A 25,789-nucleotide genomic window follows, 5' to 3' on the forward strand; every position below is an offset into this window, starting at 1 on the left:
TTTGACTGCGGTTTTGAGGAATTTAGACCGTGCCGTTTCAGTGTGTTTTGCCTTGCTCCCTTTCCTTTTTAAGGAGAGGGCAGGGGTGAGGTTTGCTGCATAGAGCACGATTCAAACCACTCCTCATCCCAACCTTCTCCTCTGAGAGGAGAAGGAGCTAAACCCAACCGTGGCCGTTTCAGTGGTTTCGACTTTAAAGGCGTGCTTTGACGCGCCTCGTCAACCAAACCCCATGATGAGGGCGCTGCTTCCACGCGAGTGAAGAAATCGTGTGCATCACGCTGAGGTGCGACAGCACGCGGCGCAGGTGGCGTTCCATCTCGGTTATCGGCATGTCGGGGTGCAACTCGGGCGCGGCGAACAGGCTGTTTTCACTACTTGGGCCATCGTAGGTCAGGCGCTGTTGACAGCTTTGCAGCGCGATTTCGCAACGCTGTAGATAATCCATCGCCAACTGCGGGGTCAGCATATAGTGTTCGCGGGCCAGAATGGTCATGGCGTTGATATGCTCGACGATAAACTGGCTGTGGGTCACCCACAGACGCATATCGGCCAGATAGCGCGAATTAAAGCCCGGCTCCTGCATGGCCTGATTTAATGAGGTAAACAGCGCGTTGTGCGCCTGATTGACCTTCATGCGTGCGTAGGCCAGTTTCTCCGGCTCGGGATCTTCTTCAAGTAGTAGGCGGATGGCGGTTTGGTCGCTCTCCAGCGCCTGATAGGCATTTTGCCGCAACAGCCCGCTCTGCCACTGTGGCCATAGCCACAGAGTGCCGCCGAAGGCCAGCGCGCAGCCAATCAGGGTGTCGATGAGCCTTGGCACGAGGAAGTGCGCGCCGTTCATCGCCAGCAGTTGCAGGGTATACACCGCCGTGACCGTAATACCAATGGTCGCCAGCCCGTAGTTCTTGCGCAGCACCGTGTAAGACACCACGGTGATCACCAGCATGCTCAGTAGGGTAACGCTTTCGGGAAGCTCCAACTGCAAAAGCCCTGATGCGACGAGCAAGCCAACCAGCGTGCCGAGCGCACGGTGCTGGATCCGCACCCGCGTGGCGTTGTAGCCGTTTTGGCTGACCAACATCACCGTCATCAAAATCCAATAAGGCTTCGGCAAATTGAAAAACAGCCCGAGACTGCTGCCAATAGCCAGCATCACGCCCAGCCGGGCGGCATTGCGCAGCGCGGCGGATTTAAAAGAGAGATAGCTTTTCAGCGCAGGCCAGAACGGCAGGCGGTTTTGCGTCTGCATTAGGTCGCGGCGGTAGAGTGGGCGCTGAGTGCGCAGCAAGCGAGCAATACGGCTAAAGTGGTAATAACAGAATTGGCCGACCGGGTTATCGCGATAGCGCGAGGCAATTTTCTCCAGCGCCGCGAGTTCATTGGTCATGTTGAAACGGTCTGAGCGGCGGTGATAAAGAATGTCATCGGCGATCACTCGCAGACGGGCGGCGATCACCTGCGCATTGCGGCGAATCACCGCCTCGGCGTGGCTCTCTTCCACCAGCTTCTGCACTTCTTCCGGCAGATGCAGGCTGACGGCGATGTGCTCCTGTAAGTCGAGCGCCACCTGAAAACGCTGGAATAGCCGCTTGTGCTGGTGATGCCCCTGCTGCGGCAGCATGTGTAATTGCTGGTAGAGCAGGGCGATCAGGTCGACCACCTGCTGCTGGCGTTTCAGCAGCGGCGGCAGCGCGGTTTCCGGATCGGTGTGTTGGGTGAGCAGGCTGTATTTGGCTTCGAAATAGTCGGCCAGCTGGATATAAAGCTGGCTGAGGGTTTCGCGCATTGGTTGCTCTTCAGAGAGGCGAAACCAGACCCAGTTAAACAGTCCGTACCACGCGGTGCCGACGATATACAGCAGCGGCGCGTGCCAGATGGGCACCAGCCCGGCCATGCTCAGGGTGAAAATGGTGGCCACCAGCGCACCCGGCAGTAAACGCGCGTGCAGGGGGCCAATCTCGCCGGTCACGCCAATAATCAGCGCCAGCGATAACATAATAAGGGGCAGGGGAATGTGCCAATCCACCAGCATCAGTTGCAGCATCACGCTGCCGAATGCAAACAGAGAGCCGCCGACAATCAGGCGTTTGAAAAAGCGTTTGTGGGGAGTATCCAGACCAGAAATGTTGCAGCAGGCGGGCACCAGCGAGAACAGCAGGCCCATTTGCAGCTGGCCGAACATCCAGCCGATAGCGACCGGAATTGCCAGTACCAGCGTCTGACGTAGCGCGTAGTTGACCTCGGGATGATAGAAAAACCGACGCCACAATCTCATGCGTTGCTGCTTAACACGCACTATCAATCAGTCTCCCTAGGCTCCAATAAAAACGGCGCGACAGTTGCCTGCCGCGCCGTTTCTCAGGGAATTAACGTGTGCCGTAAACGACAATCGTTTTACCGTGAGCGGAGATCAGGCTCTGATCTTCCAGCATTTTTAGAATTCGACCAACGGTTTCGCGGGAGCAACCCACGATCTGGCCAATTTCCTGACGAGTGATTTTGATCTGCATCCCGTCTGGGTGAGTCATCGCATCCGGTTGTTTTGCCAGATTCAGCAAGGTCTGCGCGATACGGCCGGTAACGTCGAGGAAGGCCAGGTTACCGACTTTCTCAGAGGTTACTTGCAGGCGTGTCGCCATCTGAGCGGATAAGCGCATCAGAATGTCCGGATTAACCTGAATCAACTGGCGGAATTTTTTATAGGAAATTTCAGCCACTTCGCAGGCAGTTTTTGCACGAACCCAAGCACTACGTTCCTGACCTTCTTCGAAGAGTCCCAGCTCGCCGATGAAGTCACCTTGATTCAGGTAGGACAGTATCATCTCTTTGCCTTCTTCATCTTTAATCAGGACGGCAACCGACCCTTTCACGATGTAGTAAAGCGTTTCGGCCTTTTCACCTTGGTGAATCAGCGTACTTTTAGAAGGATACTTATGTATATGACAGTGAGACAGGAACCATTCGAGAGTAGGGTCTGTTTGTGGCTTGCCGAGAACCATTTGCTATTATCCTCTGTTGTTATCGCTGCCCAAAATCACAGGGCTCAGAGTTCCCTGTACGGCGTCTTTAAATACGCGCCCTTTTAGCATATGAACTGTCCAGCAATGCTGCAAGCGGGAGTCGGAGTGAAACAAGAATCTGAATATTTCTGTTAACACCGTGGCTTCAGAGTGAAAACCACAAACCCATCACCGCAATTTACTGAAACAGTGTGTAACGGCTTTGTTTGTAGCACAGGTTTGCGCGGGTGTCTTCTGTTGTCTCGCTTCAGCATGATGGCGATCGGGTTACGTTGCCGGTTTTTTTCTAAAAGAGTAGTCTGAAGGAAATTTCTGCTTCATAAACGCATCAGGAGTAAGGCACATGCAGGCACGGGTAAAATGGGTTGAAGGGCTGACATTTTTGGGTGAATCCGCCTCTGGACATCAGGTTCTGATGGACGGCAATGCGGGCGACAAGGCCCCAAGCCCGATGGAAATGTTGCTGATGTCTGCGGGAGGTTGCAGCGCCATCGACGTGGTGTCGATTCTGCAAAAAGGTCGCAACGAGGTGCACAATTGCGAAGTGAAACTGACCTCAGAACGCCGCGAAGAAGCTCCGCGCCTGTTCACGCGCATCAACCTGCATTTTATTGTCAGCGGCAAAGATTTGACTGACAAAGTGGTCGAGCGCGCCGTGGCGCTGTCTGCCGAGAAATACTGTTCTGTTTCATTGATGCTGGGCAAAGCCGCCACCATCACCCACAGCTTTGAAATCGTCGAAGCAGAGTAACCTCTACCAAGGGTACTGCTGACACTTCAGCCGCAATAACTCTAAGAATCGCCGCGCCGCAAAGGTTAGCGGCGATTTTTGCGAATAGAACACGCAGAACTCCGCCTCCGGCAGGCTATCAATGTCCAGCAAGCAGAGTTTGTCTTCCAAGTGGAAAGGGGCGTACATCGCGCGCGCCACAATGGTCAGATAATCCGACTGCAACACCATATTCAGCCCGCAAACCACGGAATCCGTGCGCAAAGGTGCCGGGCCAGCCTGATAAAACGCCGCCATGGTCAACTTTAGCTGTCGGTAATAGCCCATATCCGTTTCAGGAAAGACCCAGCGCGCGCCCTGTAGCTCATCTAAGGTTTTCGCCTGTGCCAGAGGGTGCCCGCGCCGCGCCAGCACGCCAAAGGGGGCGCGAAACAGCGGCTCACGAATCAAATCCTCCAGCGGCAATCCCGGCCCGGCGCTGCCGACGGCAAAGTCGAGACGCCCCTCGCGCAGGGCGGGAAGCAACATGGAAAGCTGCCCCTCTTTCACCAGCAGCTTGGTCTGCGGGAACTGTTCGGTAAAGCTGTCGGCCAGAGGCGGAAAGACCGTTAGGGCCAGCAGCGACGAGCAGCCCATGGCCACCGAACCTTGCGAAAAGTGATTCATCTGCTGAATCTCGGCGGCGGCCCGCTCCAGCTCCTCCAGAATAAACTGCATGCGCTGGGCAAAGGCGCGACCCGTTTCGGTCAGCGCCATCCCCTGATTGCCGCGCAGGATAAGCTGGGTGTCCAGCACCTGCTCCAGCTCGCGCAGTGAGCGGCTTACCGCCGGTTGGGATTGATTCATCGCCCGCGCCGCGCCGCGAATACTGCCGCTGCGGATCACCTGCTGGAAGGTTCTCAACTGCTGTAATTTTGGAAGATATTTCATCCCTGGTCCCCTATGCCAAAAAAGCATCACACTGCTGAAAATTGCATCTTATGGCGCAAGAATAAAGCTGATAGGTTCAGAGCGAAGCGTCTAACTAGTTGTTATTTATTCATAAAGTGACGCAGGTCGCATTTCTGAGCTTTCACGCCTCGTGATAAGTGCCTCATGGGTATAACAAAAAGGATATCAGCTGTGAAAAATCGTTCTTTAATGATTTTCTTGCTGTTTATAGGTTATGTGTTGGTTTATATCGACAAAACCGTTATTGGTTTTGCGCTATTGCCAATCGAAAAGGAATTCAATCTTCAGCCCGAACAACTGGGGTATATCACCGGCATCTTCTTTCTGGCTTATTCTCTGTTCCAAATTCCTGCGGGCTGGCTCAACGACCGTATCGGCTTTAAAAAGGTACTGATCCTCTCCCTGTTTATGCTCGGCGGCTTCGCGCTGTGCTTTGGCCTGCTCGGGTTTGGCCTCGGGCTGCTGATTTGCTTCCGCTTTCTGGCGGGCGTGGGTCATTCGGGTTACCCAACGTCATGTGCCAAAGCCGTGGTGGCGAATTTCGCCCTCGAGCAGCGCACCTTTGCGCAATCCATCCTGCTCTCCTCCGCCGGGCTGGCGATGACCGCCGGGCCGCTGATCGCGGTCTATAGTCTGGACTCACTGGGCTGGCGCGGCTCATTTTCCGTATTGGGCCTGCTGGCGTTTGCGGTGGCGATCTGCATCGTGATTTTTGTGCCGAAGGCCGAACAGGCGGTCAGCTCGGCGCGAAATAAGGCGCAGGGCAGTTATCGCGCCTTGCTCAAAAATCCCATCGTCGTGCTGCTGTTTATCTCCATCTTCTGCATCAACATTCCCTCCTACGGCCTGATGGCGTGGCTGCCGAAATATCTGGTGCAGCATCGCGGCATGTCGCTGGAAACCTCCGGCTTAGTGGTCGCTACCGGCGGGCTGGGCATCTGGATCTCCTCGCTGGCCACCGGCTGGCTGGTGGGGCGTTATATGCAGGGCAAAGAGCCGAAGGTGGTGTTTAGCTGCTCCATGCTCAGCGCGCTGTGCATCTGGCTGGTGTATACCACCTCGTCGGCGATGACCGCCGGGCTGTTTTTATTCCTCGGCTACATCTTCCTGATGGCATCGTTCGTCACCGTGTTTACCCTGCCGATGAAACGCCTGCCGACGGATGTCATGGGCGCCGCCATGGGCATCATCAACACCGGCGGCACGCTGGGTGGCTTCGTCGCCCCGATAGTCATGGGATATCTGATAACCGTGACCCAAAGTTACCTTTCACCCTTTATTTTTCTCTCCGTGGCGATGGTCGTTGCGGGCGTGGTGATCCTGCCGCTAGCCAAGGCCACGCGCCCGTTGGTTAGCGATGCGGCTTAACGACAACATTTAAGGAAAGAGATGATGACGATCCATTTTGAAAGCCTGCTGGAAGAAGTAAAACCGAAAGTTATCGCCTGGCGTCGGCATATCCATGCCCACCCTGAGCTGTCGTTTCAGGAGCAGGCCACGGCGGATTACATCGCCAATGAGCTGGCGACCTTCGGGCATCTCGAGCTGAGAAGGCTGACGCCAAACAGCGTGGTGGCGGAGCTACGCGGGGCGTATCCCGGCCCGACTTATGCCCTGCGCGCCGACATCGACGCTTTGCCGATTCAGGAGGAAACCGACGAGCCGTTCTGCTCCACCGTGCCGGGCGTAATGCACGCCTGCGGCCACGACGCCCACTCGGCGATGTTGCTGGGCGCGGCGTGGGTGCTGAGTCAGTGCCAGTCCGAGCTGAATGGTTCGGTGCGTTTCATCTTCCAGCATGCCGAAGAGTTACCGCCGGGCGGCGCGCAGGAGCTGGTAAATCTGGGCGTGTTGGACGGCGTGAGCCAGATCTTCGGCCTGCACGTCATGCCCAACTACCCGACGGGGGAGGTCGGCCTGAAAGAGGGCGTGTTCTGCGCCTCCAGCGACAACTTCGACATTGTTATCCACGGCAAGGGCGGCCACGGCTCGATGCCGCAGCTGTGCATTGATCCGGTAGTGATTGGCGCGGAAGTGGTGATGGCGCTGCAAACGCTGGTATCGCGCAGGCTCGATCCGCTGCGCGTGCCGGTGCTGACGGTTGCTACTTTTCAGGGCGGCGAAAGCTACAACGTTATCCCCGAGCGGGCGCGGCTGGCCGGAACCTTGCGTACCCACGACAGCGGCGTGCGTCAGGTGGTGCCGGGGTTAATGGAGCAGACCATCGCGGGCATCGTCTCGGCCTATGGCGCGAAGCATGAAATTCGCTGGACGCCCGGCTATGTCAATGGCGATAACCACCCGGACGCCTGCGCGGTAGCGCGGCAGGTGATTGCCAACACGCTGGGGCAGGGAGCGTTAAGAGAGCTTGAACACCCGCTGTTTGGTGGCGAAGATTTCTCTTCTTATCAGCAGGTTGTGCCGGGCTGCTTCCTGTTTATCGGCAGCGGCAATGAGGCTATCGGGGCGACGTACAATGTACATCACCCGCGATTTAAGCTGGATGAAGAGGTGCTACAGATTGGCGTTAAACTGCACGTCGGCTTTATCCGTCAGCTGCTGATCGATCAGGCCTAAGCCCGGCTACTCGATTTTCTTCCCTTCCATCAGGCGCTGCACCAGCGGCGCCATGATTAACTCCATCGCCAGCCCCATCTTGCCGCCCGGCACCACCAACGTATTGATGTGCGAAATGAATGAGCCTTGCAGCATCGCCAGCAGGTAAGGGAAATCAATGTCGTCCAGCCCACGGAAGTGGATCACCACGAAGCTCTCATCCAGCGACGGAATCGCTTTCGCCGCGAACGGGTTGGAGGTGTCCACTGTCGGCACGCGCTGGAAGTTAATATGCGTGCGGGAGAACTGCGGCGTGATGTAGTTAATGTAGTCATCCATCGAACGCACTACAGAGTCCATCACGGCTTCGCGCGAATGGCCGCGTTCGCCGGTGTCGCGTACCAGTTTCTGGATCCACTCAAGGTTAACAATCGGCACTACGCCAACCAGCAAATCAACCTGCGCCGCCACGTCGATTTTGTCGGCGACGACGCCACCGTGTAGCCCCTCGTAGAACAGCACGTCGGTGGGTTCGGCCAGCGCTTGCCACGGCGTGAAGGTGCCGGGCACCTGATTGTAGGGAACGGCTTCGTCATAAGTATGCAAATACTTGCGCGAGCGCCCGCTGCCCGAGCGGCCATATTCAATAAAGCTTTGCTCGAGCAGGGCGAAGTCATTGGCCTCTGGCCCGAAGTAGCTGATGTGGCGGCCCTGATCGCGCGCCTTACGAATGGCGGCGTCCATCTCCGGGCGGGTAAAACGGTGAAAACTGTCCCCTTCCAGCTCGGCGGAACGCAGCCCAAGCTGTTGGAAAATCTTGCGAAACGCCAAACTGGTGGTGGTAGTTCCTGCGCCGCTGGAGCCGGTCACGGCAATAACTGGGTGTTTAGCTGACATGTGCGCTTTTCTCCGTAAAGATGATGCTGGCAGACGTGCGTCGGTCTATTCTCAGATGCAAACCTTGCGTCAACGCTGCGCATAATTAATCCCATTGTTACCATGTTTATGCGTTTAGCGACAAGTTTCCCGCCGACAATCTTTGATCAAACGGCGGCTGACCAAAAGATGGCGGTTTTGCACAGAGTGATGCCCTAAACGCAACGCAATGGCACTTTTTTGATGCTTTAATCTCCACCGCTTTACTCTAGACTGAACGGATAATTTGCCGCTTTTTTCGGAGTGCATTTGCTATGAACATGCCGTCATCCCGCTGGTGGTGGGACCTGTCCACGCTGGAATTCAGCCAGCTTGATATGCAAAATCTGGTGGCTATCCTGCCGATTGGCGCGGTGGAGCAGCACGGGCCGCATCTGCCGGTGCGGGTGGATGCCGCGATCAATGCCGGAATTGTCTCCCGCGCTGTAGAGCTGCTGCCCGCTGACCTGCCGGTGCTGGTGCTGCCCGCGCTGCCGATTGGCAAATCCGACGAGCATCTTGAATACCCCGGCACCTTAAGCCTGCCTTACGAGGTGCTGGGGAAAGTATGGTTTGAAGTGGCAAAAAGCGCATGGCGCGCCGGGGTGCGAAAGCTGATTTTTTGGAATTCCCACGGCGGCCAGCCGCAGCTGATGGAAATCGTCTGCCGCCAGTTGCGCATTGAGTTAGGAATGTTCGCCGTGGGTGCCAGTTGGTTCGCCACCTTCGACAGTTCCGACTTATACAGCCCCGGCGAGCGCGCCTTCGGCATTCACGGCGGCGAATCAGAAACTAGCGTGATGCTGCATCTGCACCCCGACTTAGTGGCGATGGACAAGGCCGAAAACTTTACCTCGGCGGCGGAAGCGCTGGCGGCGCGGGGCGGCATTCTGACCCCAGAGGGCGGCGTCAGCTTTGGCTGGCAGGCGCAGGATTTACACCCGGCAGGCGTCACCGGCAATGCCGCCGCCGCCGACGCCCAGCGCGGCGAAGTTGAAGTAGAACGCGCCGCGCAGGCCTTGGTGCGACTGGCGCAGGAGGTGCATGACTATCCACTTAGCGCCGTGACGCAGGCAACGCGCTTCAAGCCATAACCGCTCTCTTTTTGATGACGCAGCCCCGTCAGGCGGTTTGCGTCATCATGCCCTTCACCGTTTCCGCCAGCACGCTGCCAATGGCGCTGGTGCCGCGATCGTGTCCTATCAGCATCAATTTCTGCGTCTGCTGGCCTAGCTCACGCACCGGAATGTACATCAGCCGCCCGGCGCGCAGGTCGAACTCAATATCAAAAGGCGTGAGGAAGGTCAGACCTTGGTCTTCCATGGCGGCGTGGCGCATCACTTCTATCGAATTGGTTTCAATCACCGGGTGCGCCGTCACCAGCGCCTTGGCGAATACGTCATTCAGGTAAGGACGGATCACGGTGGTTTTATCTGCGATAACAATCGGATAGGCAATGCAGTCGCTGATGCGCAAACTGGTTTTATCCGCCAGCGGATGGCCCGGCGCGACCACCGCGCCCAGTCGGCCGACGGCGCTGGAGAGCACTCGCAGCGTCGGCGGCAGCACAAAATCAAAGCCCAGGCCGAGATCGGCCTCGCCCGATTCCACCGCCGACATAATGTCATCGCCGCTGGTCAGTTGGCGCAGGATCAGCTTCACCCGAGGGTTGGCGCGGCGAAACTCGCTGGCCATGCGCGGGATCAGATTGGCCGCCAGCCCGCTCATCATCGCCACCGTCACCTCGCCACGGCGTAATCCCTTCAGCTCCTCGATTTTCACCTGCGCCCACTCCAGCTCTTTAAAGGTCTGGCGAACGTGGTGGATCAGCACTTCTCCGGCGGCGGTCAGCACCATTTTGCGCGGCAGGCGCTGGAACAGCGGGGTGCCCAGCTCATCTTCCAACGCCAGTATCTGGCGGTTAATTGCCGACGCCGAAATATGCAAACGGGCCGCCGCTTTGCGGATGGAACCGGCGCGCGCCACCTGATCGAGATACATCAACAGCCGGTGCTGCAACATAAGAACTTCTCCGTTGAAGAGCGTTGCTTTAAAGGCATCGCAGAGTGCGAAAAACTGTGCTTTTAAGGTAACGAATTAAGCGGCATAAATGAAGGACTGTTATCGGGGGGAGTAAAGGCTATGTCTGGTTTATCGCGCCGTAATTTTGCCAAAGCGCTGGCAAGCATGATGTTGATTCCGTTGGCTGCACCACTGATGTCCCGCAAGGCGTTTGCTGCGGGTGAAACCATAAAAGTTGCTCTGTTATTACCGGGTTCCGTGGCCGACGGCGGCTGGAGCCAGCTGGCTTATCAGGGTTTGCAGAACCTGAAAGCGCAGGGATTCAACGTCGCCAGCAGCGAAAGCGTGCCGCAGGCGCAGATGGAGCAGGTGATCCGGGGTTATGCCGATGACGGCTACAACCTGATCATCGGCCACAGCTTCGAATACGGCTCGGCGTTCAATGAAATTGCGCCGGAATATCCGGACACCTACTTCTTCGCCACCACCTTTAAGCCGTCAGAAAAAGCGCCGAACAACGTCGAATTCGTTGATTTAGCGTACTTGAACGCGGCCTATGGCGCTGGGGCGCTGGCGGCGCTGATTTCCGAAAAAGGCAAAGCCGTGGGCTATGTCGGTGGCGGGGATAACCCAACCCAGCAGGGCATGATGCGCGCCTTTATTGCCGGAGCAGAGAAAACCCGTCCGGGGATCAAAGGCTTGGGCATCGTCACCGGCGATTACGACAACGCCGCCAAGGGCCGCGAGGCTGCCAGCACCATGATTGGCAACGGCGCGGACGTCATTTGGCACAGCGCAGATGTCACCGGCTTAGGCGCGATTCAGGGCGCGGCGGCAGCCAAGGTGAAAGCCATCGGCTGCTATTCCGACCAGAAAAGCATCGCGCCAGATTTCGTCGCCACCAGCTTCGAAACCAACCTGCCGTGGGTGGTTGAACAAGTGGCGCACAGCGTGCGTGACAAGAAATTTCTCGGCGGGCAGGAGTGGAAGCCAAAAGTCTCTGACGCCTGGCTGCCGCTGTACGGCAGTGACAAATACAACAGCAAGTTAGTTAGCGCGGCGGCCTGGGCGACGTTTCAGGACATCTGGGCGCAGCTGGCCAGCGGCAGTATCGACGTTGCCAGTTTGATTAAAGCGAAATAAAAGCCTGAGGAAGTTGCATGACGTTATCCACCTCCGTTACCGACGCGGTCGTCGAACTGCGCGGTATCTGTAAACAGTTCGGCAAGGTTCGGGCCAACGATAAGGTCGATATGACCATTGCGGCCGGTGAAATTGTCGCCCTGCTCGGGGAAAACGGCGCAGGCAAAAGTACATTGATGCAAATTTTGTACGGCTTATATCAGGCCGACACCGGGGATATTTTGGTAGAAGGCCGTCGGGTCAGCATTAAGGACCCCGGCGACGCGATTCGGCTGGGCATCGGCATGGTTCACCAAGAATTCATGCTGGTTCAGCCGATGAGCGTGGTGGAAAACGTGATTTTAGGGCTGAAAGAGACGCGCAGCGGCTATCTGGACTTGCATGCCGCCGCCAGGCGTCTGCAACAGATTTCGGACAAACACGGGCTGGCGGTTGACCCGTGGGCCAAGATCCAACATCTGCCGATTGGCGTTCAGCAGCGGGTGGAGATCCTCAAGTTGCTGTACCGCGATGCCAAAGTGCTCATTCTCGACGAGCCGACGGCGGTACTGACGCCGCGCGAAAAAGAGGGGCTGTTTGCCACGCTGGACTCGCTGCGTGCCGAAGGCCGCTCGGTGGTGATCGTCACCCATAAACTGTATGAAATCATGGCGGTGGCCGACCGCGTTTGCGTGATGCGCAGCGGGAAAATGGTCGAAAGCGTCGCCGTGACAGAGACGTCAGAAACCGATTTAGCCCGCCGCATGGTGGGGCGCGACGTGCTGCTGCGGGTGGAAAAGCCCCAGCAGACACCGGGCGAAGAGGTGCTGCATATCGACAACATCGCCATGCGCGATGAAGCCGGAAACCAGAAAATTTGGCGCGTGGCGCTGAAAGTCCGCGCTGGGGAGATCCTCGGTATCGCCGGGGTTGACGGCAACGGGCAGTCAGAACTGGCCGACGCCTTGCTCAACCTGCGGCCCATTGAGGCCGGGCGCATTGTGCTGGGCGGCGTCGATATCTCCGACTTCACACCGGCCCAGCGGCGCAGTGCGGGGATCGGCTTTATTCCCGCAGACCGCCGTGGCGTTGGCTCGGTCACATCCATGTCGATCAGTGATAACGCCATTCTCGGCGCGCCCCGGCAACATGCGCGGGCGCGCGGCTGGCTGTTCAGCAAAAAATCCATCGCCGCCAAGGCGCAGGAGATTGTGAACCACTTCCGCGTAGTGACGCCGGATCTCGATTTTGAAGCTGGAAAGCTCTCCGGCGGCAACCTGCAAAAACTGATTCTAGGTCGTGAAGTGTTGCGTCGCCCACGGCTGCTGGTGGTTGAGCAGCCGACGCGCGGGCTGGACGTTGGCGCAGTGGAAGCGGTGTGGCAAGGCTTGCTGGAAGCACGTCAGCAGGGCTGTGCGATTGTGATGATCTCCGCCGAACTGGAGGAAATTATGAATTTATCCGACCGCATCGCGGTGATGTACGCCGGGCAAATCGCCGGGGTGCTGGACGCCGCCGAGGCGACCACTGAACAAATTGGCGAGCTGATGGCCGGTGGCAAGCTGGCAAATCTCAAGCCGGGCAGCAGTCTGAAGGAGGCGTCATGAAAGCATTCTTAGCGCGCCGCCACGCGCCGGTGGATTCCACCCTCTCGCTGGTGCTCACCACGGCGCTGGCGCTAGTCGCCGCCTTCGTGCTGGCCGGTTTACTGTTTATTCCCTTTGGCGCCAGCCCGTTATCGGCATTTGGCTCGCTGTTCGCCGAGGCTTTTGGCTCGCTGCGCGGCTTTAGCCAGACGCTGGTACAGGCTACGCCGCTGATTTTGATTGCTCAGGCCACCATCGTGATTTGGCGCGGCGGGCTGGGTTATATCGGCTTTGAAGGCTGCTTCTTGGTGGGCGCGGCCGCGGCCTCTTATGTCGCGCTAGGGGGCACGCCGCAGGGCATGTCCTTCATGCTGCCCGCGTGGGCCTTCTGGCCGGTGGTGATTGTCGCGGCCTTTGCGGCCGGGGCGATTTGGGCGGGCATCGTCGGCATTATGCGCGTGCGCTTCGGCGGCAATGACGTGCTTATCTCGCTGATGGCTAACTACGTGGCGGCCTTCCTGATCCAATACTTAGTCTCTGGCCCGATGCGCGCGCCGGGCGACTTACCCCAGACTCCGCGTCTGCCGGTGGAAAGCTGGCTGCCGATGATTTTACCTGGCGTTCGGGCACACATGGGCTTATTGATTGCGCTGGCCTGCTCGGTGCTGGTGTGGGTGCTGATCCGCGCCACGCCGATCGGCTACGAGATGATTGTCAGCGGCCTGAACCCGAAAGCCGCGCGCTATGGCGGCATTAATGTGGTGCGCCGCCAGATGCTGGCCGTGTTCCTCGGTGGCGGCATGGCCGCGCTGGCCGGGCTGTGCGCGGTGCTCGGCGTGCAACATCGCCTGATGGACGGATTAGCCGGCGGCGTCGGCTTTGTCGGCGTGGTCGTGGCCCTGCTGGCGCGGCTCAATCCGCTGGTGGTGATCCCGACGGCCATTTTATACGGCGGGTTGGAAGTCGGCGGCAGCGCGATGCAGCGCCAGACCGGCCTGCCGACCTCGGTGATTTTCATTCTGGAAAGCCTAGTGGTGCTGTTGATCCTCGCCGGAGACATTCTGCGCTATTACCGAATTAATTGGCCGGGGCGGGCAGAAACCCCGCTGGCCGCCGCCACGGAGAACAAATCATGAGTCTGTGGGCGCATCTGGACACTGCATTTTTCATCACGTGGTTAGCCGCGGCGGTTCGCCTCGCCGGGCCGGTCCTGCTGGCTTCGCTGGGGGAAATCTACGCCGAACGCTCCGGGGTGCTGAATATCGGCATTGAAGGCACGGTGCTGATGGGCGCGCTGTCGAGCTATCTGGTGGCGGTGTGGTCCGGCTCCACCGTGCTCGGCTTCTTCGCCGGGGGCGTAGGCGGATTAATCGTCGGGCTGTTTCTGGCATTCCTCTACCTGCGGGCGCTCGCCAGTCAGGTGGTGGTCGGCATCGTGTTCAACATTCTGGCGGCAGGCATTGCCACCTATGTCTACAGTCTGGTGATAGGCAACGCCACCTCGCCGACTATCGACATGTTCAATGCCTTGCCGATCCCCGGCCTGTCGCACATGCCGGTGGTGGGGAAAATCTTCTTTAATCAGCCCTGGCCGCTCTACCTGACGCTGATCCTGGTGGCCGTGGCGCAGATTGGCCTGTTCCACACGCGCTTTGGTCTAACGCTGCGCGCCGTTGGCGAGAACCCGCGCGCTGCCCACGCCGCCGGGCTGAATGTCCAGCGAGTCAGAACCTACGGCGTGATGCTCTCCTGCCTTGGCGCAGGGCTGGCGGGAGGCTATCTGGTCACCGCGCAGATTGGCCTGTTTCGCGACAATATTGTCAGCGGGCAGGGGTTTATCGCGCTGGCGATTGTGATTTTCGGCCGCTGGAGCCCGGTTAAAGCCCTGCTGGCGGCCTTTATTTTCGGCGCTGCCGACGCGCTGCAGCTCTCTTTGCAGCTGTTCGACAACGCGCTTCCGGCGCAGGTGCTGCTGGCCCTGCCTTACTTACTCACCATTCTGGCGATGTCCGGCATCGTCGGCAAAACCGTTCAGCCGGGCGCACTGACCCAGCCCTATCGCAAGGAGTAGTCACTATGTTGCACAGTTTCCGTGGTACCAACGTCAAGTCTGCACAGGCTTTTCGTATCAGCCCGAAAGATACCAACTACTTCGCCATTCTGTTCGACCATGAGCAGGATCAGATTGAAAACATCTTCGTGATTGAGATTTTTAAAGTCGGTGGCGCGACGCCGCCAAACGAGCACGCCACCGCCCACGAGTTTTTCTACGTGCTGCACGGCGAAGGTATTGCGCGCTGCGACGGCAAAGAGATGGTGCTGAAGAAGGGCGACGCGCTGCTGCTCGCGCCGGGCAATGAGCATCTGATTCAAAATACCGGTAGCTCGAAGCTCTATACCCTGACGGTGATGACCCCGAACGAAGGCTTTGCCGAGCTGATTCGCGGCGGCGAGCCGGTCGAGCTGGACGAAGAAGACCTGCGCATTCTGAGCGGGGCGGCGGGGAGCGAGGCGGCATGAGTTCACGGCAGTCTGATTTAATTCCTTTAGGGGCCAGCCCGCGCAACCAGTGGCACGTCTCCGCGCAGCAGGTGGATTTAGTGCGCGACGCCGTGCCGCCGCAGACCATCACGGTGGCTGACGGCGACCGGCAGATTCGGCTCGACGTGCAGCGTACCGCGCTGATTGTCATCGATATGCAAAATGACTTTTGCCATCCCGACGGCTGGCTGGGGCATATTGGCGTCGACGTCACCCCCGCGCGTGGCCCGATTGCGCCTTTGCAGCGCCTGCTGCCGGTGGCGCGCCAGTCGGATATTCCGGTGATTTGGCTCAACTGGGGCAACCGCGCCGACAAGCTGAACCTCAGCCCGGCGGTGCTGCACGTCTACAAGCCGACGGGAGAAGGCGTGGGGCTGGGCGATCCGCTGCCGGTTTCCGGCGCGCCGGTGCTGCAACACGCCAGCTGGGCCGCCGCCGTGGTGGACGAGCTGCCCAAGCAGGCCGGGGATATCAGCGTGGATAAATATCGCATGTCCGGCTTCAAAGACACCGAGCTGGACAGCATTCTGCGCAATCTCAACGTCACCACGCTGCTGTTCGCCGGAGTGAATGCCGACCAGTGCGTGCTTTGCACCTTGCAGGACGCCAACTTCCAGGGCTACGACTGCCTGCTGTTGGAGGACTGCTGCGCCACTACCTCGCCGCAATACTGCCTGGACGCCACCTTGTACAACGTTCGCCAATGCTTTGGTTTTGTTACCGATTCTGACCAGCTCCTTACCCAGCTTTCGGCTTAATCGGCAGGAGAGTAAATGTCTTATATTTTGGCCGATGGCTGGCTGGTCACCATGAACCCGCAGCGCGATGTGTTGGAGCAGGCCAGCCTGTTGATTGAAGGTGACAGAATTCGGGCGATAGGCACGCGCCAGCAGCTGGTCGCCAGCCATCCTGAGTCTGAAGTGCTGGACTGCCGCGACGCCATCATCATTCCCGGCATGGTCAACACCCACACCCATCTGTTCCAGACCCTGTTGAAAGGGCTGGGCGATGACATGGTGCTGAAAAAGTGGTTCACCTGCATGACCGGTCCGAGCGCGGTGGAGCTGACGGAAGAGGACGTGTTCGCCGCCGCCATGCACGGCTGCGTGGAGTCGCTGCGTTCCGGCGTCACCTCGCTGGTGGATTTCATGTATGCCCATCCGCGCCCCGGCTTGACCGCCAAAGTGGTGGAAGCCTTTGAACTGACGGGCATTCGTGGTCGCGTTTGTCGCGGGTTTATCACGGCGGGGGCCGAACACGGCATTCCCACCGAGCTAATCGAAACCCCCGAGGCGGCGCTGGCCGACGCCCGCCAGCTGATTTATCACTACAACCGCGAAGGCGGCAGGGTGAAGGTCGGCATTGCGCCAAGCATGATTTGGGCGCTGGACGAAAAAGTGCTGCGCGGCACCCGTGAGCTGGCGAATGAAACCGGGGCGCTGATCACCACCCACGTGGCGGAAACCGATTTTGAGATTGCCCAGTCGCAGCTGCGTTTTCAAAGCACGGATACCGAGTTTCTCAGCGACATTGGCTTCCTCGGCCCCGACGTGCTGGCGGTACACTGCGTGCAGTGCAGCAGCCGCGACATCCGCACGTTGAAGCATTACGACGTGCGGGTGTCGCACAATCCGTGCAGCAACATGTACTTAGCTTCCGGCGTCGCGCCGATTCCTGAGATGCTGGCGGCGGGTTTGACCGTCGGCTTAGGCTCCGACGGCCCGGCCAGCAGCAACAACCACAGCCTGTTTCAGGCGATGAAAATGGCGGCGCTGGTGCAAAAGGGCGTGCATCGCGATCCGACCATCATGACTGCCGAAAAGGTGCTGGAGATGGCGACCATAGACGGCGCGCGGGCAATAGGCCTTGAGCATGAAATCGGCTCGCTGGAAGTCGGCAAAAAGGCGGATGTGGTGGTGATTGGCACTAACCACCCGGCGATGACGCCGGTGCATCACCCGGTTTCCGCGTTGGTTTACTCGGCGCTGGGGCACGAAGTCACCGACGTGTTTGTCGACGGCCAGCCAGTATTGCGTAACGGCCAGCTGACGCGGGTTAATGAGCGGGAAGTGATGGTGCGCTCGCAGCAGGCGGCGAACAGCCTTGCGGCGAGGGCGGGGAGTGACAAATTTAAACGCCGTCCGTGGCGCTCAAGCAGTTTCTGACTTCGCTAGTTCCATTCATCCTGACGCTCTTCATCCCCCGCGCGGAATTGGCCGCGCGGCATGATGTTCAGCGTTTCGTGCAGTTCTGACCACACAAGCACAATCTCGCCGCTTTTTAGCTGGCGGCGCACATCTTCGACTTTCTGCTCCAGCGTGCGCTCTTGCTCGCCGTAGTCGGTACCCTCACGCAGCACAAAGGCTTCAATCACGTTGGTGAGGATCTCTGCGTCCAGTTCTTTCCACGGAATAATCACGGGTTACTTTCCTAAAGCTACTTGCCAATAAACAGGGAGGACTTTGCATCAAAGTCAGTTAAATAGGGAGCGATCCACGCCGGAATACGCTGCTCCAGCCACATTTGCGGGTTGCGCAGGCTGCCGGACACAAAGCCGACGTGGCCGCCGTGCTCGGTCAGCTGATATTCAATGCTTGGCGGCAAATCGGCCAGCGGCGGGATCACCTCCGGCGTCATAAAGGGGTCGTCTTTGGCATGAATGATCAGCAGCGGAATGCGCACCTGCGACAGCAACGGCATGCCGCTGCAGCGGCGATAATAGTCCAGCGCGTCGGCGAAGCCGTGGGCCTTGGAGGTAATGGCGTCATCGAATTCGCGCAGGCGCTTAATGGATTTCAGCTGTTGCAACGTAACCGGCAGGGTGCCGGGGTACTTCGCCAGTTTGCGCGAGGCGTTCAGTTTGAGCTGCTCCAGCAGATAGCGCTGGTAAAAGCGCGAAGCGCCGCGCTCAAGCCTTAACGCGCAGGGTTCCAGCATCAGCGGCGCTGACACCACCACCGCGGCTTTCAGGTGGCAGCGAACCCCTTCTTGCCCGAGATAACAGGCCAGCATATTGCCGCCGAGCGAGACGCCCACCGCGCCGGTTGGCACGTCGCCATGAGTTTCGCGCAGCCAGTTGAGGAAGAAGCGCGCGTCCTCGGTTTCGCCAGAATGGTAGATGCGCTGCTGCTTATTCGGCTCACCGCTACAGCCGCGAAAATGCATCACCACCCCCAGCCAGCCCTGCTCGCGCCACGCGTGCAGTAGCCCGTGGGCATAAGGGCTGTAGAAATTACCTTCCAACCCGTGGAACAGCACCATGCGCGGCTTATCTTGCGCCAGCGCCGGGTCTTCACTCCAGGCTAAATCAATGAAATCGCCATCCGGCGTGTCCAGCCGCTGCCAGTGTGGTTCAAGCTGCACGCGGCGTCGAACCAACCGGGGCAGGATGGTTTGAAGGTGCGGGTTTGCGGCCCCACGAATAGGCTGGAACGATTCATACATAAGATATAAGGTTTTTTGATAAGTAATTATTGTGCGAGCTAAATCACACTGATAGCTTTTAATCCTAACGCATATTCTTCAGGGTGGAGTACCCAAACTTAATGGAACCTAGTTTATTCTTTTCAATGCTTGGCTTTTTGTGGGTCGCTGCTATTACACCCGGTCCGAACAATATGTTATTGACCACCTCTGGCGCTAATTTCGGGTTCTTCCGCTCAGTTTGGCTGTTAATCGGCATCATGCTTGGCATGCAAAGCGTGGTGCTGCTGGTGGCATTTGGCGTCGGCAGCCTGATTATGGTTTACCCCGCGTTGCACCTGTTTCTCAAAATCGCCGGTAGCCTCTATTTGCTCTGGCTGGCGTGGAAAATTGCCACTTCGGCCTATGAGAAGTTAGAGGTAGGCGCGCCGCCGCCGAAGCCGCTGTACTGGTATCAAGGCTGGCTGCTGCAATTTCTCAACCCAAAAGCCTGGCTGATGGGGCTGGGCGCGGTCGCCAGTTTTAGCCTGGCTGGCGCGCAATATAACCACTCAATCGCGGCCATCAGCGTCGGGATTTTCATCGTGAATCTGGTGTCAGGCGTTATCTGGCTGGGATTCGGCACCGTAATTGGCCGCCTGCTCAGCACCCGCCGCGCCTGGTACACCTTCAACGTCGCCATGGGTGTGTTGACTGCTGCCTGCGTGTTGTTGATTTGGCATTAAGATCCTTGTCAATTGCCCCTCCTGGTTGAAGAGGAGGGGCAACCTAATGCATTACTTGAAGCCGTCGGTTTTCAGCAGGCTATCAAGCATCTCCATTTCCACATTGAATTTGAGCTGATTATTTTCCTGCAATTGCTCATATTGCTGGGCGAAAGCGGAGCGCAGACCTTGCAAGGCGTGGAAGCATTTATCCATCGCTTGCTTACTGCTGCTGGACAGGCTCTCGAGGGCCGCCAGCTTTTCAACTTGCTCCACCACGCTTTCCAGCGCGGGCATATAGCGACTTAAGAACGCGTTGCCCGGCTTCACGTCTTCGGGATCTTCCTCCATGCTGGTCAAAATCATCCGAGCATTTTTGATGATGCCTTGTAGCTCAGTCTGCATGGCAGCGGGCAGCGTCTTTTTCTCCAGCATCAATAAGATACCCGCATAGTCATCTTTGGCCGGGCGGAAGACCTTCTTCACCGGCGCGGTTTTCGCCACGAGGATGGTGTTGGAGGATACATCCTCTACAGCATCGCGCGGTGGGCGGTAAGAACTAACGATCTTGGGTTCAGGCTTGGGCGCAGGTTTTGGCTCGTCGGGTTCATCGCGCGGTGGGCGATAAGAACTAACGATCTCGGGTTCAGGCTTGGGAGCAGGTTTTGGCTCGTCAGGCTCATCACGCGGTGGGCGGAAGGACGAGACGATGTTTTCATCCTCGCTTTTTTGCTGCTTTAGCTGTTGATTATGTAGATATTCTTTATAGCTCACTTCTGACGTATGAGTGGCGGCGGGTTCAGCTTTGATTGGCGTGATTGAGTGCGCTGAACTCACGATCATCTTGCGAGCTATCACGACGATAACCAGAAAAACGACGTAGAACGGATAGGCGGCTAATAAATTATCGAAGATTGCGGCATAAGATATGAGGGCTATGCCCCAGAGCAGGGCTTTCCACAATAGGTTGGCGCGAAATTGAGTCAGTAAACTGAGTAGCAATGCGGCCGTTGCCATCCAGAAAGGGAGCACTAAGCTATTGCCCAAAATGGCCCAAGCGACGCCGACTGGGATACTCCAATAAAAACTTTGTCGGTCAGTTAAAAAATTATGAAGCAGCATATAGCTAGGGAGCAGGACTAGCCATATGACGCCGTCTTGCTCGTCTTTGGGGATTAGAAGGTATTCGTCAGAGCTGGAAACGAAGCCAATGCAACCGAAAAGAATAACGATGTAAGTGAAAATCCTGAAACCACGAGAGTCGCGATAAAACTCGCTAAAAGAATCCGTATGGTAGTCAATCTCTCTCATTGTTAACCAACCACCTTCGCCTGCGCATTTTGCCCTGCGGCAATCGACGCCAGTTTCGTGCGCAGCTCTTGCTCCATACCACCCAGCTCTTTCTCTACTTCAGCCCGACGTTGGCGCGCATTGCTGGCGATAGACAGCGTCTCTTCCAACGTGTTCAGCAGGCGGTTTTGCACATCGCGTAGCGTATCGATATCGATAATCGAGCGTTCTACCTCGGTGGCGGTTTCGATGCTGCCCAGTTCTAACATTTCGGCATTGCGGCGCAGCATTTCATTGGTGGTGTCCGCCACGTCTTTTTGCAGCTTGGCGGCCTGACGCTGTGAGTTGAGGCTCAGGGCGAGGACGATTTGGCTTTTCCAGATAGGAATAGTGGTCAGGATGCTGCTTTGAATTTTTTCGGCCAGAGACTGGCTATTGTTTTGCATCAGGCGAATTTGCGGCGCGGTTTGAATCGCAAAGGTGCGCGAGAGCAGCAGGTCGTGCAGACGACGCTCAAAACGCTGGATGCCATTGACCAAATCACGAACTAACTGAGCATCCATGGCATCGCCAGACTGCTCAGCCTTGGCCTGCGCCTGGGGTAAATCGGAGGCTTGAATCTGCTCAATCTTCTTTTTACCGGCGATGATATGCAGGCTGATTTGTTTGAAATATTCGCTGTTGCGAATAAACAGCTGTTCCAGCGTGGCGATGTTACGCAGCAGCTCGACAATAGTGTCCTGCAACTTATTGGAGATGGTATCCACTTGCTGAGCCAGCGTCTGATATTCCATCAGCGTACGCTCGAGCTTGCTGAACATCTTGCCAATCAATGGCAGAGATTCGAGCAGGCCCTTTTTCTGCTCAAAAACTGTCAAATCGATGCTTTTCACTTTGCCAAGCATCGTGGTGAGCTGCTGACCAATCTCGCCCGCGTCTTTGGCGCGCACTTCTTGCATCATGGATTCGCTAAAGCGCGACATGGCGTTCATAGTCTTCGCACCATAGGCAATCGAGAGCACCGGATCGGTGATATCAATTTGCGCCACGATCTCGTCCAGCTGTTGCTGATCTTCGGCAGTGAGAGCCTTGGTTGGCTCGCCGCTGGTGGTGGAAAGGTCGGTGGCGAGTTCGGTCGAAAGTGCGGCTTCCGGCTGTACAGGTGTTGGTGTGGTTTCCGTCACTGCGTGATCCTTTTGATCGAGGATAAAGCCGCGAAAGCAGCTCAATTCATAAATTTGGCTAATAATAGCGTGATTTTAACCCGCACGATCTATGACTACCAGCAACAAACCCTCATACATTTTTATTCTTTGAATTGGCGTCATATTCCATAAAGTAATTAAAGATAATTTCTAATTACTTTCTATCCTTTTGCGGCTCCGCTAAAACTGTCTGACAAACCGCCAAAACGGTCTGATAACCCCCTTTAAATCCTGTGCGGAGCAATTTCTTATGGCGAGCAAAACCTTTGGTTCTTTCAAGTTACACGGCGTGGCGCTGGCTTTAAGTCTTGCGGCTTTTGGCGCACAGGCGGCGGATGTCACCGTGGCCTACCAAACGTCGGCGGAGCCGGCGAAAGTCGCGCAGGCGGAAAACAGTTTTGGCAAAGAGTCCGGCGCGCAGGTTGACTGGCGCAAGTTCGACAGCGGCTCGAGCGTGCTGCGTGCGCTGGCGTCCGGCGATGTGCAGATTGGCAATATCGGCTCCAGCCCGTTGGCGGTGGCTGCCAGCCAGAAGCTGCCTATTGAAGTGTTTTTGATCGCCTCTGAGCTGGGTAGCTCGGAAGCGCTGGTGGTGAAGAAAGAGATTAAAGATCCGAAAGACTTGGTTGGCAAGCGCATCGCGGTGCCTTTCATCTCCACCACCCATTACAGCCTGCTGTCGGCACTCAAGCATTGGGATATCGACCCAAAACAGGTCACCATCGTGAACCTTCAGCCACCGGCCATCGCCGCCGCCTGGGCGCGGGGTGATATTGACGGCGCTTATGTTTGGGCGCCGGCGGTGAATGAATTGGAGAAAACCGGCAAGGTGCTGACAGACTCCTCGCAGGTCGGCAAATGGGGTTCGCCAACTCTCGACGTGTGGGTGGTGCGCAAGGACTTCGCCAAAGCGCATCCTGAGATTGTGACGGCTTTCGTCCGCAGTGCTTTGAAAGCGCAGGGGGACTACCTGCAACAGCCAGAGAAGTGGCTACAGGACAAAGGCAATCTTGATGCTTTGTCGCGCCTGAGTGGCGTTCCGGCCGAGCAAGTGCCTGATTTAGTGAAGGGAAATCGTTATTTGCCAGTGGACGAGCAGGTCACCCAGCTGGGTAAGCCGGTGGATAAAGCCATTAAAGACACCGCGGCGTTCCTCAAAGAGCAGGGCAAAGTGCAGCAGGTGGACGACGACTACAGCGATTACGTGACTAACCAGTTCGTCAAAGCCGTTCAGGCCAGCCCGAAATCCTGAGGAGAACGCCATGCTTAACGTCTCGCACCTTTCGGCAGAATATCAGGGCCGCCCGGCCCTAAAAGATATCTCTTTGCAGATTGCCAGCGGCGAACTGGTGGTGGTGCTCGGCCCGTCGGGCTGCGGCAAAACCACCTTACTTAACCTGATTGCCGGATTTTTGCCTGCGTCGAGCGGCTCTATCACTCTCGACGGCGTGCCGGTCAGCGGGCCGGGTGCCGATCGCGGCGTGGTGTTCCAGCATGAGGGATTACTGCCGTGGCGCGACGTAGTGAGCAACGTGGAGTTCGGCCTGCAATTGGCGGGCATCAACAAGAGCCAGCGCCGGGAAACCGCGCTGCGCATGCTCAATAAAGTCGGGCTGAAAGACTACGAGCAGCACTTCATCTGGCAGCTTTCCGGCGGGATGCGTCAGCGAGTGGGCATTGCTCGCGCGCTGGCGGCCGACCCGCGCCTGCTGCTGTTGGATGAGCCTTTCGGCGCGCTCGACGCCTTTACTCGCGAACAGATGCAGGAGTTGCTGCTGACTATTTGGCGCGACACCGGCAAACAAATTTTGCTTATTACTCATGATATTGAAGAGGCGGTGTTCCTCGCCAGCGAGCTGTTGCTGCTCTCGCCGGGGCCGGGGCAGGTGGTAGAACGCCTGAAGCTCGACTTCGGCCAGCGTTACGCCAACGGCGAGCCGTGCCGCGCCATCAAGTCAGACCCGCAGTTTATTGCTCAGCGTGAATACGTGCTGAGTAAAGTCTTCCAGCAGCGCGAGGTGTTGATATGAGTCTGGATTCTGCGCTCAACAATCAAACCACCGTGGCAGCCACTCGGCGCTCATGGCTGGCGCGCATTCCGCGCAACGTGCGGCTGAGCATTGCCACGCTGCTGGTGCTAGTGGTGGTGTGGTGGGCGGTGACCGCGCTGAAACTCATCAGCCCGCTGTTTCTCCCCGCGCCGCAGCAGGTGCTGCATCAGCTGTATGTCATCGCCAGCCCGCAAGGCTTTATGGACGCCACGCTGTGGCAGCATTTGGCGGCCAGCCTGACGCGCATTTTGATCGCGCTGCTGGCGGCGGTGGTGATTGGCGTGCCGGTGGGTATTGCTATGGGGCTGAATGATACGGTGCGCGGCATTTTGGACCCGCTGATTGAGTTGTATCGCCCGGTGCCGCCGTTGGCGTACCTGCCGCTGATGGTGATCTGGTTTGGTATCGGCGAAACCTCGAAAATTCTGCTGATCTATCTGGCGATTTTCGCCCCGGTGGCGCTCTCCGCCGTGGCGGGCGTGCGCAGCGTTTCTCAGGTGCGAGTCCGCGCCGCGCAGGCCCTCGGTGCCAGTAAGTTACAGGTGCTGCGCTATGTGGTGCTGCCGAGCGCGCTGCCGGAAATTCTGACCGGCATTCGGATTGGCCTCGGCGTCGGCTGGTCCACGCTGGTGGCCGCCGAGCTGATTGCCGCCACGCGCGGTTTGGGTTTTATGGTGCAGTCCGCCGGTGAGTTTTTGGCGACTGATGTGGTTATTGCGGGCATCAGCGTGATCGCGCTGATCGCCTTTAGTCTTGAAATCGGCCTGCGCGCCTTACAGCGCAAACTCACCCCGTGGCACGGAGAACAACAATGAACGAACGTTTGATTATCACGCCGTTAGGCCCGTATATCGGCGCGCAGGTTGAGAATATCGACCTGACTCGTCCCCTGTCTGACGCGCAGTTTGAGCAGTTCTACCACGCTTTGCTCAAGCATCAGGTGCTGTTTGCCCGCAATCAGCCGATCACTCCGGCGCAGCAGCGAGCGCTGGCCGCGCGGTTCGGCGATTTGCACATTCACCCGGTTTACCCGCACGCGCCGGATGTCGAAGAGATCATCGTCCTCGACACCCACGACGACAACCCGCCGGACAATGACAACTGGCACACCGACGTCACCTTTATCGAAACGCCTCCGGCGATTGCGGTGTTGGCGTCAAAGCACCTGCCGACCACCGGCGGCGACACGCTGTGGGCCAGCGGCATTGCGGCCTACGAGGCGCTGTCCGAGCCTTTCCGCCAGTTGCTGACGGGTCTGCAGGCCGAGCACGACTTCACCAAGTCATTCCAGGAATTCAAATATCGCAAGACGCCGGAAGAGCACCAGCAGTGGCAGAAAGCCAAAGAGAAGAACCTGCCGTTGCTGCACCCGGTGATTCGAACTCACCCCGTGAGCGGCAAGCAGGCGCTGTTTGTGAACGAAGGTTTTACCACCCGAATTGTCGGTCTGAGCGAGAAGGAGAGTGCGGCGATCCTGACTTTCCTGTTTAACCACGTGACCAAGCCGGAGTTTCAGGTGCGCTGGCGCTGGCAGCAGGATGACATCGCGATCTGGGATAACCGCGTGACGCAGCATTACGCGAATGCGGATTATCTGCCGCAGCGGCGGATTATGCATCGGGCGACGGTGCTGGGTGATAAGCCTTTTTATAAAGGGTGACGCGTGGTTG

25 protein-coding genes are annotated in these 25,789 nt (G+C 57.7%); 16 read left to right on the plus strand and 9 right to left on the minus strand.

Annotated elements, in window-relative coordinates; all coding sequences use genetic code 11:
* Positions 1-193: 193 nt before the first annotated feature.
* Positions 194-2,272: a YccS/YhfK family putative transporter gene (locus ACT3RT_RS15915; RefSeq protein WP_496203324.1), complete on the minus strand. Its 2,079-nt coding sequence runs from the start codon at positions 2,270-2,272 to the stop codon at positions 194-196.
* Positions 2,273-2,369: 97 nt separating this feature from the next.
* Complete coding sequence (crp, locus tag ACT3RT_RS15920) at positions 2,370-3,002, minus strand: cAMP-activated global transcriptional regulator CRP (protein ID WP_034793770.1); 633 nt, start codon at positions 3,000-3,002, stop codon at positions 2,370-2,372.
* 364 nt (positions 3,003-3,366) lie between these two features.
* On the opposite strand from crp, the gene ACT3RT_RS15925 reads away from it, so the two are divergent.
* A complete protein-coding gene (locus ACT3RT_RS15925; RefSeq protein ID WP_185689089.1) occupies positions 3,367-3,774 on the plus strand; it encodes an OsmC family protein in 408 nt (135 codons plus the stop codon).
* Between the two features lie 3 nt (positions 3,775-3,777).
* Here the strand turns inward: ACT3RT_RS15925 and ACT3RT_RS15930 are convergent, their stop codons facing one another.
* Complete coding sequence (locus ACT3RT_RS15930) at positions 3,778-4,683, minus strand: LysR substrate-binding domain-containing protein (RefSeq protein ID WP_496203310.1); 906 nt, start codon at positions 4,681-4,683, stop codon at positions 3,778-3,780.
* Between the two features lie 192 nt (positions 4,684-4,875).
* On the opposite strand from ACT3RT_RS15930, the gene ACT3RT_RS15935 reads away from it, so the two are divergent.
* Both ACT3RT_RS15935 and ACT3RT_RS15940 read left to right on the plus strand, forming a co-directional pair.
* Positions 4,876-6,072: an MFS transporter gene (locus tag ACT3RT_RS15935; protein WP_353503577.1), complete on the plus strand. Its 1,197-nt coding sequence runs from the start codon at positions 4,876-4,878 to the stop codon at positions 6,070-6,072.
* Between the two features lie 21 nt (positions 6,073-6,093).
* On the plus strand, positions 6,094-7,281 hold the full coding sequence (locus ACT3RT_RS15940) for an amidohydrolase (protein ID WP_496203311.1): 1,188 nt from the start codon (positions 6,094-6,096) through the stop codon (positions 7,279-7,281).
* A gap of 6 nt (positions 7,282-7,287) precedes the next feature.
* Here the strand turns inward: ACT3RT_RS15940 and ACT3RT_RS15945 are convergent, their stop codons facing one another.
* Positions 7,288-8,157 (minus strand): phosphoribulokinase, encoded by an 870-nt coding sequence (locus ACT3RT_RS15945; RefSeq protein WP_034793756.1) that lies wholly within the window; start codon positions 8,155-8,157, stop codon positions 7,288-7,290.
* A gap of 293 nt (positions 8,158-8,450) precedes the next feature.
* Between ACT3RT_RS15945 and ACT3RT_RS15950 the strand changes: the two genes are divergently transcribed.
* The gene (locus ACT3RT_RS15950) at positions 8,451-9,269 is read left to right on the plus strand and encodes a creatininase family protein (RefSeq protein ID WP_485904093.1); all 819 of its coding nucleotides are present in this window, start codon (positions 8,451-8,453) and stop codon (positions 9,267-9,269) included.
* Positions 9,270-9,297: 28 nt separating this feature from the next.
* Here ACT3RT_RS15950 and ACT3RT_RS15955 read toward each other — a convergent pair whose 3' ends face one another.
* Positions 9,298-10,197 (minus strand): LysR family transcriptional regulator, encoded by a 900-nt coding sequence (locus tag ACT3RT_RS15955; protein ID WP_353503575.1) that lies wholly within the window; start codon positions 10,195-10,197, stop codon positions 9,298-9,300.
* Between the two features lie 120 nt (positions 10,198-10,317).
* Between ACT3RT_RS15955 and ACT3RT_RS15960 the strand changes: the two genes are divergently transcribed.
* The 7 genes from ACT3RT_RS15960 to ACT3RT_RS15990 are packed head-to-tail and all read left to right on the plus strand — an operon-like array spanning position 10,318 to position 17,611.
* Positions 10,318-11,340 carry a BMP family protein gene (locus ACT3RT_RS15960; protein ID WP_185689092.1) on the plus strand — a complete coding sequence of 341 codons (1,023 nt, stop codon included), beginning with the start codon at positions 10,318-10,320 and terminating at the stop codon, positions 11,338-11,340.
* Positions 11,341-11,357: 17 nt separating this feature from the next.
* On the plus strand, positions 11,358-12,926 hold the full coding sequence (locus tag ACT3RT_RS15965) for an ABC transporter ATP-binding protein (RefSeq protein ID WP_496203312.1): 1,569 nt from the start codon (positions 11,358-11,360) through the stop codon (positions 12,924-12,926).
* On the plus strand, positions 12,923-14,041 hold the full coding sequence (locus tag ACT3RT_RS15970) for an ABC transporter permease (RefSeq protein WP_485904098.1): 1,119 nt from the start codon (positions 12,923-12,925) through the stop codon (positions 14,039-14,041). Before ACT3RT_RS15965 ends, ACT3RT_RS15970 begins: the two co-directional genes overlap by 4 nt.
* On the plus strand, positions 14,038-14,976 hold the full coding sequence (locus ACT3RT_RS15975) for an ABC transporter permease (RefSeq protein ID WP_496203313.1): 939 nt from the start codon (positions 14,038-14,040) through the stop codon (positions 14,974-14,976). The genes ACT3RT_RS15970 and ACT3RT_RS15975 overlap by 4 nt, the downstream gene beginning before the upstream one ends.
* Before the next feature lie 5 nt (positions 14,977-14,981).
* A complete protein-coding gene (locus ACT3RT_RS15980; protein WP_496203314.1) occupies positions 14,982-15,425 on the plus strand; it encodes a cupin domain-containing protein in 444 nt (147 codons plus the stop codon).
* Complete coding sequence (locus ACT3RT_RS15985; protein ID WP_353503569.1) at positions 15,422-16,204, plus strand: cysteine hydrolase family protein; 783 nt, start codon at positions 15,422-15,424, stop codon at positions 16,202-16,204. Before ACT3RT_RS15980 ends, ACT3RT_RS15985 begins: the two co-directional genes overlap by 4 nt.
* 15 nt (positions 16,205-16,219) lie before the next feature.
* Complete coding sequence (locus tag ACT3RT_RS15990; RefSeq protein WP_154148060.1) at positions 16,220-17,611, plus strand: amidohydrolase family protein; 1,392 nt, start codon at positions 16,220-16,222, stop codon at positions 17,609-17,611.
* Between the two features lie 5 nt (positions 17,612-17,616).
* Here the strand turns inward: ACT3RT_RS15990 and ACT3RT_RS15995 are convergent, their stop codons facing one another.
* Both ACT3RT_RS15995 and ACT3RT_RS16000 read right to left on the minus strand, forming a co-directional pair.
* The gene (locus ACT3RT_RS15995) at positions 17,617-17,865 is read right to left on the minus strand and encodes a YheU family protein (RefSeq protein WP_034793736.1); all 249 of its coding nucleotides are present in this window, start codon (positions 17,863-17,865) and stop codon (positions 17,617-17,619) included.
* A gap of 17 nt (positions 17,866-17,882) precedes the next feature.
* Entirely contained in the window at positions 17,883-18,890 is a 1,008-nt protein-coding gene (locus ACT3RT_RS16000; protein ID WP_485904106.1) for a hydrolase, read from the minus strand.
* A 101-nt stretch (positions 18,891-18,991) separates the two neighbouring features.
* On the opposite strand from ACT3RT_RS16000, the gene ACT3RT_RS16005 reads away from it, so the two are divergent.
* Positions 18,992-19,594, plus strand: coding sequence for a LysE family translocator (locus ACT3RT_RS16005; RefSeq protein ID WP_496203315.1), 603 nt, complete (start codon positions 18,992-18,994; stop codon positions 19,592-19,594).
* 51 nt (positions 19,595-19,645) lie between these two features.
* On the opposite strand, the gene ACT3RT_RS16010 is transcribed toward ACT3RT_RS16005, so the two are convergent.
* Both ACT3RT_RS16010 and ACT3RT_RS16015 read right to left on the minus strand, forming a co-directional pair.
* Complete coding sequence (locus tag ACT3RT_RS16010) at positions 19,646-20,884, minus strand: 5-bromo-4-chloroindolyl phosphate hydrolysis family protein (protein WP_485904108.1); 1,239 nt, start codon at positions 20,882-20,884, stop codon at positions 19,646-19,648.
* 2 nt (positions 20,885-20,886) lie between these two features.
* Positions 20,887-22,047, minus strand: coding sequence for a toxic anion resistance protein (locus ACT3RT_RS16015; RefSeq protein WP_496203316.1), 1,161 nt, complete (start codon positions 22,045-22,047; stop codon positions 20,887-20,889).
* A 271-nt stretch (positions 22,048-22,318) separates the two neighbouring features.
* Here ACT3RT_RS16015 and tauA point away from each other — a divergent pair, with 271 nt between their 5' ends.
* From tauA to tauD, 4 genes are read left to right on the plus strand one after another with little or no spacing between them, the layout of a single operon-like run.
* On the plus strand, positions 22,319-23,320 hold the full coding sequence (gene tauA / locus ACT3RT_RS16020; RefSeq protein ID WP_496203317.1) for a taurine ABC transporter substrate-binding protein: 1,002 nt from the start codon (positions 22,319-22,321) through the stop codon (positions 23,318-23,320).
* A 10-nt stretch (positions 23,321-23,330) separates the two neighbouring features.
* Entirely contained in the window at positions 23,331-24,098 is a 768-nt protein-coding gene (gene tauB, locus ACT3RT_RS16025; RefSeq protein ID WP_353503564.1) for a taurine ABC transporter ATP-binding subunit, read from the plus strand.
* Positions 24,095-24,934: a taurine ABC transporter permease TauC gene (gene tauC / locus ACT3RT_RS16030; RefSeq protein ID WP_353503563.1), complete on the plus strand. Its 840-nt coding sequence runs from the start codon at positions 24,095-24,097 to the stop codon at positions 24,932-24,934. The genes tauB and tauC overlap by 4 nt, the downstream gene beginning before the upstream one ends.
* Complete coding sequence (tauD, locus tag ACT3RT_RS16035; protein WP_496200479.1) at positions 24,931-25,779, plus strand: taurine dioxygenase; 849 nt, start codon at positions 24,931-24,933, stop codon at positions 25,777-25,779. Before tauC ends, tauD begins: the two co-directional genes overlap by 4 nt.
* Positions 25,780-25,789 lie beyond the last annotated feature (10 nt).

The sequence above is a fragment of the Ewingella sp. AOP9-I1-14 genome (assembly GCF_052375995.1).
In the GTDB taxonomy this organism is placed as follows: domain Bacteria; phylum Pseudomonadota; class Gammaproteobacteria; order Enterobacterales; family Enterobacteriaceae; genus Ewingella; species Ewingella allii.

Bases quoted from the DNA above. Each gene is read 5' to 3' on its own strand.
- ACT3RT_RS15960 (WP_185689092.1), top strand. From the start codon at position 10,318: ATGTCTGGTTTATCGCGCCGTAATTTTGCCAAAGCGCTGGCAAGCATG.
- ACT3RT_RS15985 (WP_353503569.1), top strand. From the start codon at position 15,422: ATGAGTTCACGGCAGTCTGATTTAATTCCTTTAGGGGCCAGCCCGCGC.
- ACT3RT_RS15940 (WP_496203311.1), top strand. From the start codon at position 6,094: ATGATGACGATCCATTTTGAAAGCCTGCTGGAAGAAGTAAAACCGAAA.
- ACT3RT_RS15925 (WP_185689089.1), top strand. From the start codon at position 3,367: ATGCAGGCACGGGTAAAATGGGTTGAAGGGCTGACATTTTTGGGTGAA.
- ACT3RT_RS15975 (WP_496203313.1), top strand. From the start codon at position 14,038: ATGAGTCTGTGGGCGCATCTGGACACTGCATTTTTCATCACGTGGTTA.
- ACT3RT_RS15990 (WP_154148060.1), top strand. From the start codon at position 16,220: ATGTCTTATATTTTGGCCGATGGCTGGCTGGTCACCATGAACCCGCAG.
- tauA (WP_496203317.1), top strand. From the start codon at position 22,319: ATGGCGAGCAAAACCTTTGGTTCTTTCAAGTTACACGGCGTGGCGCTG.
- ACT3RT_RS16000 (WP_485904106.1), bottom strand. From the start codon at position 18,890: ATGTATGAATCGTTCCAGCCTATTCGTGGGGCCGCAAACCCGCACCTT.
- ACT3RT_RS15955 (WP_353503575.1), bottom strand. From the start codon at position 10,197: ATGTTGCAGCACCGGCTGTTGATGTATCTCGATCAGGTGGCGCGCGCC.
- ACT3RT_RS15950 (WP_485904093.1), top strand. From the start codon at position 8,451: ATGAACATGCCGTCATCCCGCTGGTGGTGGGACCTGTCCACGCTGGAA.
- ACT3RT_RS15970 (WP_485904098.1), top strand. From the start codon at position 12,923: ATGAAAGCATTCTTAGCGCGCCGCCACGCGCCGGTGGATTCCACCCTC.
- tauB (WP_353503564.1), top strand. From the start codon at position 23,331: ATGCTTAACGTCTCGCACCTTTCGGCAGAATATCAGGGCCGCCCGGCC.
- tauC (WP_353503563.1), top strand. From the start codon at position 24,095: ATGAGTCTGGATTCTGCGCTCAACAATCAAACCACCGTGGCAGCCACT.
- ACT3RT_RS15980 (WP_496203314.1), top strand. From the start codon at position 14,982: ATGTTGCACAGTTTCCGTGGTACCAACGTCAAGTCTGCACAGGCTTTT.
- tauD (WP_496200479.1), top strand. From the start codon at position 24,931: ATGAACGAACGTTTGATTATCACGCCGTTAGGCCCGTATATCGGCGCG.
- crp (WP_034793770.1), bottom strand. From the start codon at position 3,002: ATGGTTCTCGGCAAGCCACAAACAGACCCTACTCTCGAATGGTTCCTG.
- ACT3RT_RS16005 (WP_496203315.1), top strand. From the start codon at position 18,992: ATGGAACCTAGTTTATTCTTTTCAATGCTTGGCTTTTTGTGGGTCGCT.
- ACT3RT_RS15945 (WP_034793756.1), bottom strand. From the start codon at position 8,157: ATGTCAGCTAAACACCCAGTTATTGCCGTGACCGGCTCCAGCGGCGCA.
- ACT3RT_RS15930 (WP_496203310.1), bottom strand. From the start codon at position 4,683: ATGAAATATCTTCCAAAATTACAGCAGTTGAGAACCTTCCAGCAGGTG.
- ACT3RT_RS15965 (WP_496203312.1), top strand. From the start codon at position 11,358: ATGACGTTATCCACCTCCGTTACCGACGCGGTCGTCGAACTGCGCGGT.
- ACT3RT_RS16010 (WP_485904108.1), bottom strand. From the start codon at position 20,884: ATGAGAGAGATTGACTACCATACGGATTCTTTTAGCGAGTTTTATCGC.